The organism is Pseudonocardia sulfidoxydans NBRC 16205, from assembly GCF_007989085.1.
GTDB classification, from domain to species: Bacteria; Actinomycetota; Actinomycetes; order Mycobacteriales; family Pseudonocardiaceae; genus Pseudonocardia; species Pseudonocardia sulfidoxydans.
This window is the reverse complement of the sequence record NZ_BJVJ01000120.1, coordinates 1-11,899: the sequence shown is the minus strand read 5'-3', so window position 1 is coordinate 11,899 and position 11,899 is coordinate 1. Positions and strand designations below refer to the sequence as shown.

12 protein-coding genes and 1 pseudogene are annotated in these 11,899 nt (G+C 74.0%); 6 read left to right on the top strand and 7 right to left on the bottom strand.

Annotated features, from left to right (window positions below; genetic code table 11):
• From PSU4_RS29405 to PSU4_RS29385, 5 genes and pseudogenes are all read right to left on the bottom strand, one after another.
• A pseudogene (locus PSU4_RS29405) lies at window positions 1-261 on the bottom strand (hypothetical protein); the annotation flags it as partial.
• A gap of 545 nt (window positions 262-806) precedes the next feature.
• Window positions 807-1,919, bottom strand: a complete 1,113-nt coding sequence (locus PSU4_RS29400; protein ID WP_147115699.1) for a sulfate/molybdate ABC transporter ATP-binding protein — start codon at window positions 1,917-1,919, stop codon at window positions 807-809.
• On the bottom strand, window positions 1,916-2,677 hold the full coding sequence (locus tag PSU4_RS29395; protein ID WP_147115701.1) for an ABC transporter permease: 762 nt from the start codon (window positions 2,675-2,677) through the stop codon (window positions 1,916-1,918). The genes PSU4_RS29400 and PSU4_RS29395 overlap by 4 nt, the downstream gene beginning before the upstream one ends.
• Window positions 2,678-2,786: 109 nt before the next feature.
• Window positions 2,787-3,575: a molybdate ABC transporter substrate-binding protein gene (gene modA, locus PSU4_RS29390; RefSeq protein WP_147115697.1), complete on the bottom strand. Its 789-nt coding sequence runs from the start codon at window positions 3,573-3,575 to the stop codon at window positions 2,787-2,789.
• On the bottom strand, window positions 3,572-3,976 hold the full coding sequence (locus PSU4_RS29385; RefSeq protein WP_147115695.1) for a TOBE domain-containing protein: 405 nt from the start codon (window positions 3,974-3,976) through the stop codon (window positions 3,572-3,574). The genes modA and PSU4_RS29385 overlap by 4 nt, the downstream gene beginning before the upstream one ends.
• Before the next feature lie 70 nt (window positions 3,977-4,046).
• Between PSU4_RS29385 and PSU4_RS29380 the strand changes: the two genes are divergently transcribed.
• The 3 genes from PSU4_RS29380 to PSU4_RS29370 all read left to right on the top strand — a co-directional run bounded on the left by PSU4_RS29380 (window position 4,047) and on the right by PSU4_RS29370 (window position 6,937).
• Complete coding sequence (locus PSU4_RS29380; protein ID WP_147115692.1) at window positions 4,047-5,252, top strand: acyl-CoA dehydrogenase family protein; 1,206 nt, start codon at window positions 4,047-4,049, stop codon at window positions 5,250-5,252.
• Between the two features lie 242 nt (window positions 5,253-5,494).
• On the top strand, window positions 5,495-6,556 hold the full coding sequence (moaA, locus tag PSU4_RS29375; RefSeq protein ID WP_186817253.1) for a GTP 3',8-cyclase MoaA: 1,062 nt from the start codon (window positions 5,495-5,497) through the stop codon (window positions 6,554-6,556).
• A 99-nt stretch (window positions 6,557-6,655) separates the two neighbouring features.
• On the top strand, window positions 6,656-6,937 hold the full coding sequence (locus tag PSU4_RS29370; protein WP_147115688.1) for a MoaD/ThiS family protein: 282 nt from the start codon (window positions 6,656-6,658) through the stop codon (window positions 6,935-6,937).
• Between the two features lie 40 nt (window positions 6,938-6,977).
• Here PSU4_RS29370 and PSU4_RS29365 read toward each other — a convergent pair whose 3' ends face one another.
• Together PSU4_RS29365 and PSU4_RS29360 are read right to left on the bottom strand one after the other, a co-directional pair.
• Window positions 6,978-7,991 (bottom strand): P1 family peptidase, encoded by a 1,014-nt coding sequence (locus PSU4_RS29365; RefSeq protein ID WP_147115686.1) that lies wholly within the window; start codon window positions 7,989-7,991, stop codon window positions 6,978-6,980.
• A gap of 26 nt (window positions 7,992-8,017) precedes the next feature.
• Window positions 8,018-8,479, bottom strand: a complete 462-nt coding sequence (locus PSU4_RS29360) for a hypothetical protein (protein WP_147115683.1) — start codon at window positions 8,477-8,479, stop codon at window positions 8,018-8,020.
• 103 nt (window positions 8,480-8,582) lie between these two features.
• On the opposite strand from PSU4_RS29360, the gene PSU4_RS29355 reads away from it, so the two are divergent.
• Genes PSU4_RS29355 through PSU4_RS29345 form a run of 3 tightly spaced genes read left to right on the top strand, consistent with a single transcriptional unit; the run spans window position 8,583 to window position 11,700 of the window.
• On the top strand, window positions 8,583-9,263 hold the full coding sequence (locus PSU4_RS29355) for a response regulator transcription factor (RefSeq protein WP_147115681.1): 681 nt from the start codon (window positions 8,583-8,585) through the stop codon (window positions 9,261-9,263).
• A gap of 3 nt (window positions 9,264-9,266) precedes the next feature.
• A complete protein-coding gene (locus PSU4_RS29350; protein ID WP_147115679.1) occupies window positions 9,267-10,544 on the top strand; it encodes a sensor histidine kinase in 1,278 nt (425 codons plus the stop codon).
• Between the two features lie 10 nt (window positions 10,545-10,554).
• Complete coding sequence (locus tag PSU4_RS29345; RefSeq protein ID WP_147115677.1) at window positions 10,555-11,700, top strand: PQQ-binding-like beta-propeller repeat protein; 1,146 nt, start codon at window positions 10,555-10,557, stop codon at window positions 11,698-11,700.
• Window positions 11,701-11,899: the final 199 nt, after the last annotated feature.

The following is an 11,899-nucleotide window of genomic DNA, read 5'->3' as shown; positions in this document are numbered from 1 at the left end:
GGCGGCCGGCGCGGTCGTCGTGGTGACCGGGGCCCCGGCGCGGCCGGGGCGGGCGGTCGCGGGCCGGGTCGTGACGGGCGCGCTCGCGGGGAGCGCCGCCACCGGCGTGTCCGTGGCGCCGGGCACGACCGCGACCCCGGCGACCGCCGGACCGTCGTCGACGATCGGTGCGGGCAACTCGGACGGGGTGGTTCCCGTCATGGAGCCGAAGACGACGAGCAACAGCACCACGGAGAGCACCTTCAGGGCAACGCGCGTCACGTCAAGTGACCGTACGGAGCTACGGACCGCGCCGGTAGCCACACGATCGAGACAGGTGAGGTTGTTGTTGCAGAAGTTTGACCACACTGGTCGCGTTCAGTAGTCGTTCTGGGGTTGTTGGATGCCTCCGACACGGAGCGTCGCCGAGGCCGCGACGACCCGCTCACCAGGCAGAGCTCGCCACCTTGCGTGGCCGCTGGAAGGACGAGCACCCCGAACGGGACGACCTGCAGCCGACGACGGCTCCGCACCGTGCCCACCCGGCATCACCGGGGGTAGCCCCAGGCCGGCCGGCGGATCACCCGCCGGAGGTACCGGCCTCCGCCGATGCGGCTCCGGAGAGCAGCGACGAATAGGTCGCCCCCCGCACCGGATCAGCAACGGTTGCCGCAGCGGCTCCGGAGAGCAGTGAGGTTGCGGGCGACCAACCGGGCGCAACCTCACCGTCGTGTCGGCGACCGGTAAGGACCGTGAGGTTGCGGCCGGCTCGGGCCCCGCGGGGCGGGGTCAGCGGTCGCGTACGCCCCCGCGCAGCAAGCACACGGTCAGCTCGCGGCGGGGTGGACGGCGACCTCGGTGGCCTTGACCGCGAACCAGAGCTCGGCGCCGGGCTCGACGGCGAGCTCCGCGGCGGCGGCGAGGGTGACGTCGGCGGCGAGGCCGTCGAGCCAGGCGGGGCCGTCGGCGGGCGGGGAGGCGCGCAGGCGGACGGTGTCGCCCTGCGGCTCGATCGCGGCGAGCCGCACCCGCAGGGCGTTGCGGGGGCTCCCCGCGGGACGGTCGCGGAACACCGACACGGCGGACGGCGCGAAGACCGCGACTGCGGCGTCGCCGTCGACGAGTGGTTCGGCGGACAGTCCGCTGACGAGGGTGCCGTCGTGGGTGCGCAGCCCGTCGGTGCAGGCGGTGCCGGGGACGAGGTCGAGGCCGGCGATGCGGGCGGTGAAGGGGGTGCGGGGCTTGGTGAGGACCTCCCGCGTCGCCCCCTGTTCGACGATCCGCCCGGCGTCGAGGACGACCACGCGGTCGGCGAGGACGAGGGCGTCGAGGGCGGAGTGGGTCACCAGCAGCGCGGTCTGTTTGGCGTCGCGGATGACGCGGCGCAGCAGCGAGCGCATCGCGGGGGTGGCGTCGACGTCGAGGGCGGCGAGGGGCTCGTCGAGCAGCAGGAGGCCGGGGCGTGGCGCGAGGGCGCGGGCCAGTGCGACGCGCTGTTGCTGCCCGCCGGACATCTGGGAGGGGCGGCGGCGGGCCATCTCGTCGGCGTCGAGGCCGGGGAGGACGTCGGCGATGAGCGAGAGCGCGCGGGCCTCGGCGTCGCGTTTGGCGATGCCCGCGGCGCGGGGGCCGAAGGCGACGTTGGCGAGCGCCGTCATGTGCGGGAAGAGCAGCGCCTGCTGGGCGAGCAGCCCGACGCCGCGGCGGTGGGGCGGGACGGAGATGCCGGCGTCGACGTCGGTGACGGTCTCCTCGCCGACGCGGACGTGCCCGGAGTCGGGCACGAGGAGCCCGGAGAGGACGCCGAGCAGCGTGGACTTCCCGGAGCCGTTGGGCCCGAGGACGGCGACGACCTCGCCGGGCGCGGCGTCGATCGCCACGTCGAGGGAGAAGCCGGGCCGGTCGAGCCGCACGGTCGCGGCGAGGGCGGCTCCCGTCATCGGATGCCCTCCGTGTTGCGGGGCCGGGCGAAGGCGATGACCAGGATCGCGACGACGACGAGCAGCAGCGACAGGGCGATGGCGCCGGCGTCGTCGGTCTCGCGCTGGAGGTAGACGAGCAGCGGCAGGGTCTGGGTGGTGCCCTGCAGGTTGCCGGCGAAGGTGATGGTGGCGCCGAACTCGCCGAGGCAGCGGGCGAACGCGAGGACGGTGCCGGACATGAGGCCGGGCAGCACGAGCGGCACGGTGACGCGTCGGAACGTGAGCGCGGGTGAGGCGCCGAGGGTGGCGGCGACGGCCTCGTAGCGCTCCCCGGCGGTCCGCAGCGCTCCTTCGAGGCTGACGACGAGGAACGGCATGGCGACGAACGTCTGCGCAAGGATCACGGCGACGGTGGTGAAGGGGACGGTGACGCCGAACCCGAGCCGCAGCGCCTCTCCGACGAGCCCGCGGGCCCCGACGAGGTAGAGCAGTGCGAGTCCGCCGACGACCGGGGGCAGCACGAGCGGCAGGAGCACGACCGAGCGCAGGGTGCGCAGTCCGGGCATCCTGCCGCGGGCGAGCACGGCCGCGAGCGGGCCGCCGAGCAGGATGCAGAGCACCGTCGACGCGGCGGCCGTCTCCAGTGACAGGCGGAGCGCGGCGAGCGCGGCCTCGCTGGTGAGCAGTTCGGGCATGCGCGCCCAGTCGGCCTCGATGAGGAGCCCGGCGACCGGCAGGGCGATGACGAGGAACGCGACGACCGCGGGCACCCACATCCAGCGGGGCAGGGCGACGTCACGTTCGTGGCGTCGGTCCCGCTTCCGCTCGGTCGGGGGCGCCTGCGGTGCGTCGTCGGTGACGCTCACCTGGCCACCGTTGCGACAGTCACTTCTCGGCGCCGAAGCCCGCCGCGTTCAGCGTCTTCTGCCCGAACTCGCCGGTGACCATGTCGATCCACTTCTGGGCGAGGTCGGCCTGCGGCGCGTTCTTGACGACGGCGATCGGGTAGTTGGTGGCGGCCTGCTGGGCTTCGGGGAACGTGACGCCCTGCACCGAGTCCTTGGCGGCGGTGACGTCGGTGACGTAGACGAGGCCGGCGTCGGCGTTGCCGGTGCTGACCTTGCCGAGGACGGACTTGACGTCGGTCTCCTGGCTGACCGGGGTCAGCGTGACGCCGGTGGCCGTCTCGATCTTCTTCGCGGCGGCGCCACAGGGGACCTGCGGGGCGCAGACGACGACCTTCAGGTCGGGCTTTGCCAGATCGGCGAACGAGGCGATGCCCTTGGGGTTGCCGGGCTGCGTGGCGATCTGCAGGACGTTCGTCGCGAAGATCGTCGGCGCGGCGGTGGTGAGGTCCTTGTCGGTGACGGTCTTCATGGTCGCGTCGCTGGCGGAGGCGAAGACGTCGACGGGGGCACCGTTGACGATCTGGGACGCGAGGTCGGACGAGCCGCCGTAGCTGATGCGCACGGTCACGCCGGGGTTGTCGGTCTCGAACCGGGCCTTCATCGCGTCGAAGGTCTCGGTGAGCGACGCGGCGGCGAGGACGGTCAGGGTCTTGGGCTGGGCAGCGGCGGACGACCCCCCGGCGTCCGCCGCGCCCGAGCTCCCACCACACCCTGCGAGGAGCAGGGCGAGCCCGGCCAGCAGACCGAGCAGTGCACGACACTTCACGAGAGTCCTCCCGGGACTTCCACGACCACGTTGGTCGACTTGACGACCGCGACCGCGAGCGCCCCCGGCACCAGCCCGAGGTCGTTCACCGCCTCCGTGCTCATCAGGGACACGACCCGGTGCGGGCCGCACTGCATCTCCACCTGCGCCATGACCGCGTCGGTGACCACCGACGTGACGAGCCCGACGAGGCGGTTGCGCGCGGAGCGCTGAACCTCGGACGGGTCCGGGGTGGCGGTGGCGTGCTCGCGGGCGAACTCGGCGAGCGCGGCGCCGTCGATCACTTTGCGGTTCGACGCGTCGGGCTGCACGGGCAGCGCGCCGGCGTCCACCCAGCGGCGGACGGTGTCGTCGCTGACGCCGAGCAGACGCGCGGCGTCAGAAATCCTGAACTGCGGCACGCGCGGCATCTTAGTTCCGCGGATGAGCGCACCGCCAGGGTGGCGTCCGGACCTGTGATTGGCTGCGGTCGTGGACTTCGAACCCAGCGCCGCGGCCGCGGACCACACCCGCCGGATGCGCGCGTTCCTCGACGAGAAGGTGCTCCCCGCCGAGCCCACCTACGACGCCTGGCGCGCCGAGCGCCGCGGCACCCCCCAGGAGTGGGACCTGCCCCCGGTCCTGGAGGAGCTCAAGACCGAGGCCCGGTCTCGCGGGCTGTGGAACCTGTTCCTGCCCAGCATCTCCGGACTGTCCAATCTGGAGTACGCCGCGGTCGCCGAGGTGTCCGGCTGGTCGCCGGTCATCGCCCCCGAGGCCATCAACTGCCAGGCCCCCGACACCGGGAACATGGAGACGTTGCACCTGTTCGGGACGCCCGAGCAGAAGCAGCAGTGGCTCGAACCGCTGCTCGAGGGCGAGATCCGGTCGGCGTTCGCGATGACCGAGCCCGACGTCGCGTCGTCGGACGCGACGAACGTGCAGACGCGGATCCGCCGCGACGGCGACGACTACGTGATCTCGGGCCGCAAGTGGTGGATCTCCGGGACCGCCGACGAGCGCTGCAAGGTCTTCATCGTCATGGGCAAGACGGATCCGGACGCCCCTCGGCACCGCCAGCAGTCGATGATCCTGGTGCCACGCGACGCTCCCGGCATGCAGGTACTGCGGCACCTGCCGACGTTCGGCTACCAGGACCAGCACGGACACTCCGAGATCGCGTTCGACAACGTGCGCGTGCCGGCGTCGAACCTGCTGGGTGAGGAGGGCGGCGGTTTCGCGATCGCCCAGGCCCGGCTGGGACCGGGCCGCATCCACCACTGCATGCGGCTGATCGGCATGGCGGAGCGGGCCGTCGACCTGATGGTCCGCCGGGCCCGCGACCGCGTCGCGTTCGGCCGGCCGCTGGCCGACCAGGGCGTCGTCCGCGAGCAGATCGCGTTGTCGCGCATCGAGATCGAGCAGGCGCGGCTGCTGGTGCTCAAGACGGCGTGGCTGATCGACGAGCACGGGTCGAAGGGTGCGGCCACCGAGATCGCGGCCATCAAGGTGGCGGTGCCGCGGATGGCGTGCACCGTCATCGACCGGGCCATGCAGATCCATGGCGCCGGGGGGATGAGCGACGACTTCCCGCTGGCCTACTTCTACACGTGGGCCCGCGCGCTGCGCTTCGCCGACGGCCCCGACGAGGTGCACCTGAGGTCGGTGGCACGCCAGGAGCTGGCGGCCCACGAGTGAGAACCCTGTGAGTGGCAATAGTCGCCATGGCGACTATTGCCACTCACGACCTCGGTGACGGCCACCGCGTCGATCGACCTCTCCCGTCGATCAGGGTCGGCGGCTCGGGTGAGGCTTCTCACCACTGAGGGAACATCCGATTCTGCGGATCATGCAGCCCTGCTGCGGCGCACCTGCGGAGACACGAATTCCCGCAGCTCAGCACCCGCATGCAGCGCTGTCCGAATGGCTACGCTCGTGGCGTGACGGCAACGGAGCTCGGCCTGCCCGCCCTGCGGACGGCCACCACCCGAGACCCCGCCCGCCCCGCTGACGCCCGCCTCGTCGACAGCTTCGGCCGGGTGGCGACGGACCTGCGCATCTCGCTGACCGACCGCTGCAACCTGCGGTGCCACTACTGCATGCCGGCCGAGGGTCTCGACTGGATGCCACGCGAGGAGCAGCTCACCGACGACGAGCTGCTGCGGCTGGTCACGATCGCCGTCCGCGACCTCGGCGTCGAGGAGCTGCGGTTCACCGGCGGCGAGCCGCTGCTGCGCCGCGGACTCGAGGGCCTCGTCGCCGCGTCCGCCGCGCTGCAGCCGCGCCCCGACATCTCGTTGACCACCAACGGCGTCGGCCTCGCGCGCCGCGCCGAGGCACTGGCGGCGGCCGGGGTCAACCGGCTCAACGTCTCGCTCGACACCCTGCGCCCCGACCGGTTCGCCTCGATCACCCGCCGCGACCGGTTCGACGACGTCCTCGCCGGGATGCGCGCCGCCCGGGACGCGGGCCTGTCCCCCGTCAAGATCAACACGGTGCTGTTGCGCGGGGTGAACGACGACGAGGCCGTCGACCTGCTGCGGTTCGCCCTCGACGAGGGCTTCGAGCTGCGCTTCATCGAGCAGATGCCCCTCGACGCCCAGCACGGCTGGGAACGCACCGAAATGGTCACCGCGGGCGAGATCATGGCCGCGCTGTCGGAACACTTCACGCTGACGCCCGATCCCGCGCACCGGGGCGCCGCCCCGGCCGAGCGCTGGGTGGTCGACGGTGGGCCGACCATGGTCGGCATCATCGCGTCGGTGACGCGGCCGTTCTGCGGCGCCTGCGACCGCACCCGGCTCACCTCCGACGGCCAGATCCGCTCGTGTCTGTTCGCGCGCACCGAGACCGATCTGCGCGCCATGCTGCGCGGCGGCTCGACCGACGCCGAGATCGCCGACACCTGGCGCGACGCCATGTGGGGCAAGCTCGCCGGGCACGGCATCGACGACCCGGGCTTCCTGCAGCCCGACCGCCCGATGAGCGCGATCGGCGGCTAGGAGGGTGCTGAACAACTCCAGCCGTAGCGAGCGGCGTCCAGATGGTGTCATCGCAAGGCGGGCAGTAGGCCCGAGTTGTTCAGCGCGCTCCTAGGGAGGATGAGTCCTGTGACGACCGGAACGACGACGCTCACCACGACGGTCCGCTTCTACGCGGCGGCCCGGGCCGCGGCCGGCGCCGAGACGACCATCGTCGAGCTACCGGAAGGCGCGACGGTGGCCGAGCTGCTCGACTCCCTGCGCGCCGCCCACGACGCCGAGTTCGCCCGCGTCCTGCTGCGCTGCAGCTACCTGCTCGACGAGGTGGCGGTCCGCGACACCTCCGTCGCGGTCCCCCACGGCGCGATCCTCGACGTTCTCCCGCCGTTCGCGGGGGGCTGAGCCTGTGAGTGGCAATAGTCGCTATAGCGACTATTGCCACTCACAGCCCCGCGACGGCGTCCCGGTACGACGGCCAGGTGCCCGCGGGAGTCCGCACGCTCGTCGCGTTCAGGATCGCGTGCACGACCGCCCGCGCGACGACGTCCGCTGCCGCCGCGTGCAGCGCGAACAGACCCGGCATGTCCGGGGCGCGGCGCGCGCCCGTCGCCATGCCGAAGATCGTGTCGCCGTCCATCACCGTGTGCACGGGTGCCAGGGAGCGGGCCAGGCCGTCGTGGCCCATCGTCGCGAGGCGCGCACAGCCGGCCTTGTCCAGGGTCGCGTCGGTGGCGACGACGCCGATCGTCGTCGCCGTGCCTGCGGTGCCACCGGCGTGCCGGGCCAGCGCCGCACCCACGCCGCCCGGCTCCCGGACCTCGGGCAGGTCGAACTCGCCGGGCAGGCCGTGCCGGGCCCCGTGCAGCGCACCCGTCTCCACGTCCGCGGCTGAGCCGACGGCGTTGACCGCGATCAGGGCGGCGACGGTCGTCCCGTCGGGCAGCGTTGCACTGGCCGAGCCGATGCCACCCTTCAGACCGCCCGCGACCGCTCCCGTCCCTGCGCCGACGACACCCTGCGGGACCGGGCTGTCGGACGCCGCGTCGAACGCCGCGATGCCGTGCGCCGCACCGGGTCGTGCGCCGAACCGGCCGCCGCGACCGAGGTCGAACAGCACCGCCGCGGGAACGATCGGCACGACCCCGCCGGGCACCGCGAACCCCTCGCCCGCCTCCTCCAGCCGCGCCATCACCCCCGCCGCGGCGTCGAGACCGTAGGCGCTGCCACCGCCGAGGACGATCGCGTGCACCTTGTCGACGGTGTTGCGCGGATCGAGCAGGTCGGTCTCCCGGGTGCCGGGCGCGGCGCCGCGAACGTCCACTCCCGCCGACGCGCCACCGGGCGGTGCGAGGACCACCGTCGTCCCGCTGAGCGCGCCCTCGCCCACGACCTGCGCGTGCCCGACGCGGATGCCCGCGACGTCGGTGATGTCGTTGTGCCGCCCGGCCCCGATCATGGGGCCATCCTGGCAGCGAGTGGACCTCAGTCGTCGTGCTCGACGCGCACGTCACCCATGGGTGCGCCGTTCGTGCAGGTCAGCCGCACGTCGACCTCGATGTCGTCGCCCTCGAACCGCACCCGGGGGCGACCGTCGTCGGAACCCGACTCCGTGAGCTCGAAGCCCTGCGCGGGGCTGGCCGACACGATCCGCGGCGTCGTCCCCTCGCAGCGCACGACGATCGTGCCGCCCGGCGCACCGGAGACGACGACGGCCTGCGACTCCGTCGTGGGCGGGGCCGACGACACGGGCGGCCCGGGCGCGGAGGCGGCGGGCAGCGCGGCGAGGCGGGTGTCGATCTCCGCCGCCGTCAGCGGGCGCAGCCCCTCCCCCGTGATCCCGGACCCGACCGCACCGACCGCGGTGAGGCCGACGACGAGCGCACCGGCCGCCACCACCACCCAGACGAGGACGGCGGCGGCGGATCGGGCTCGGCTGGGGCGCACCCCACGAGCATGCCCGCTGCCATGGTTAAAGGAGCGCTAAGGCGACGCCAACGTCCACCCGGGACGTACCTCGCACACACCTCGTGTGTCATACGGTGCGGTCATGGCCCAGGTACTGCTCGTGGAGGACGACGCCGCGATCCGCGGTGCGCTCGTGCGCGGGCTCTCCGAGCGCGGCCACGCCGTCGACTCCGCGCCGACCGCGATGGCGGGGCTGGAGCAGGCGGTCGGCAACCGGCCCGACATCGTCGTGCTCGACCTCGGCCTCCCGGATCTGGACGGCACCGTGATGCTGCGGATGCTGCGCGGCGCCAGCGCGGTCCCGGTCATCGTCGCCACCGCGCGTGACGACGAAGCCGAGATCGTCGCGGTCCTCGACGCCGGGGCCGACGACTACCTGGTGAAGCCCTTCGGCTCCGCGCAGCTCGACGCCCGTATCCGCGCGGTGCTGCGCCGCGGCGGTGAGGCCGATGTCGATCCGACGGTGACGGTCGGGGGGCTCGTCGTCGACCCGCGTGGGCGCACGGCGCGGCTCGACGACCGCGCGCTGGAGCTGACGCCGCGCGAGTTCGATCTGCTGCACTATCTCGCGGCACGGGCGGGCGAGGTCGTCGCCAAGCGGGAGCTGCTCACCGAGGTGTGGCGGCTGCCCTACGGGGGCGCGGACAAGACGGTCGACGTGCACCTGTCGTGGTTGCGCCGCAAGCTCGGCGAGACCGCGCAGGCCCCGCGCTACCTGCACTCGGTGCGGGGCGTCGGGGTGCGGCTGGGCGCCCCGGACTGATCCGTGCGCCGCCGCGTCCTTGTTCTCGTCGCTGCGACGACAACCCTCGTCCTCGTCGCGTTCCTCGTTCCGCTCGCACTGCTGGTGCGCACCGTCGCGCAGGATCGCGCCGTCGCGACCGTCACCGCGCAGGCCCAGTCGCTCAGCCCGCTCGTCGCCACCGCGGGCCGCGACGCCCTCGCGCTCGCCGTCGGCCAGGTCGACGCGACGACCCCCGCCGAGGTCACCCTCTTCCTCCCCGACGGGACCGTCCTCGGCACCCCCGCCGCGCGCACCCCGCTCGTCGAGCTCGGCGCCCGCGGCGTCTCCGCGTCCACCGACGCCGCCGGGGGCCGGGAGATCGTCGTCGCCGTCCGCGACGCCACCGGCGCCGGCGGGGCCGTGCGCGCCTTCGTCCCCGACGCCGACCTGACCCGCGGCGTCGGCCGTTCCTGGCTGCTGCTGGCCGGGCTGGGGATCACGCTGCTCGCCGTCGGCCTCGTGCTCGCCGACCGGTTGGCGCGCAGGCTCGTCCACGCCACCACCGACCTCGCCGCCGTGTCGCACCGCCTCGCCCGCGGCGATCTCGACGCCCGCGCCGACCCGGACGCCCCCGCCGAGCTGGGCGTCGTCGCCGGGGCGCTCAACGGACTCGCCGCACGCATCACCGACCTGCTGCGCGAGGAGCGCGAGACAGTCGCCGACCTCGCCCACCGCGTGCGGACCCCGCTCACCTCGCTGCGACTCGACGCCGAGTCCCTCCCGCCCGCCGACGCCGCCCGCATCGGCGACGGCGTCGACGCCGTGCAGCGCGCCGTCACCGGGGCCATCGAACAGGCCCGTCGCCGCGGCGCCGCCCCCGCGGCGTGCGACGCCGTGCCGGTCGTCGCCGAGCGGGTCGCGTTCTGGGCGGTGCTCGCCGAGGACACCGACCGCGACGTCACCGTCGACCTGGCCCCCGGCCCGCTGCCCGTCGCGCTCCCCCGCGGCGACCTCGAGGCGGTCGTGGACACGTTGCTGGGCAACGTCTTCGCCCACACCCCCGACGGCACGTCGTTCGCGGTGCGGCTCGTCGGGGAGCCCGGTGGCGGCGCGACGCTGACCGTCGCCGACGACGGCCCCGGCATCCCCGCGGATGCACCCGCGCTGCGCCGCGGGGTGAGCGGCGCCGGATCGACGGGACTGGGGCTCGACATCGCGCGCCGCTCCGCCGAGCAGTCCGGCGGTGGGCTGCGGCTGGAGTCGCCGGGGCGGGGACTGCGCGTCGTGGTCGGTCTCGGACCGCCATCGCCCGGACCGTAGGGTCGAGGACGTGCGGAGACGGCTGGTGGCGGCGCTGGTCGCCGTGCTCGTCGCCGCCGGGGTGGTCGTCGGAGTCGTCGCCTGGACGCGGCCCGACTGCACGCTGACCGACATGCCCTTCTCCTCGACGACGACGGACGCCTCGGCCCCTGACCTGTCCCCGCTCGGTCTGACCCCGGGCCACATGGTCGCTGCCGACCGTGTCGTCGACGTCGTGTCCTCCCCGGAGGCCGACGTCGTCGTCTCCGCCAGGGAGGGCGGCGGCGGGATCGTCACCGGCTACGACGCCGCCTCCGGTGTGCCGCGCTGGAGCGTCGCCGTCCCCGGCGCCGGGGTGCGGATCGCGGTCGCCGACGGCCGCGTCGTGGGCGCCACCCTCGCCGACCAGGCGCGCGTCTTCGGGCTCGACGCCGCCACCGGCGACCACCGCTTCTGCGCCGGCCTCGGCGCCGTCGACGCACCGGCCGCACTCGCACCGAGCTCCTGGGCGCCGGTCACGCTGGTCGGATCCACCGCCGTCACCGCCTGGACCGACGTCGACGGCGGCCCACGGATCGCCGCCGTCGACGCCGTCTCCGGTGAGGAACGCTGGAACGTCGAGGGCCGCGCCCGCGATCTGCACCCCGCCGGTGACGCCGTGCTCACCGGGGCCGGGCTCCGCTACGACCTCGCGACGGGTGCATCGTCCGCGCTGGGGGTCGAGGGCTCGGTCGCCGCCGCCGACGCGGGCAGCGCCGTGCTCACCGACTTCCGCGCCGACGCCCTGCACGTCGCCGACGCCCGGGCGGGTGGCCTGCGCTGGACCGCGCCCCTGCACGGCAGCGGCCCGGACGGCGGATCAGTGCTGGCGGGCGGGGTCGTCGTCACCAACGATTTCGTCTCCCCCGGCCTTCGCGGCCTCGACGGCGCCGACGGGACAGAGTTGTGGCGGCGGGCCGCCGACCGGCTGACCGGCACGTCGCAACGCTTCCTGGTGGCCGACGGTGACACGGTGTGGGCCGGTGGCATCGGCGACCTCGGCCGGTTCGACGCCCGCACCAGTGCGGGCGAGGTCGTCGCGGTCCGCGGTCTGCGTGGGTTGTCCGTCTCGGGCGACGGCCGGGTCGTCGTCCGGCTCGCCGACCGCCTGGTCAGCTACACCCCCACCGCGCCCTGACCGGCGGAGCTACCCGACCTTCCGCGCGCAACCTCACTGTCGTCCCGCGCCGATCCACGAACCGTGAGGTTGCGCTCGACCGTCGCCCCGAGGACTGGTCCGCGTGCCCCGCTGACACAACCCAGCCGCGCGCAACCTCACGGTCCTCCGGACCCCGATTCGCGACAGTGGGGTTGCGCCCGACCTTCCGCATCGACGC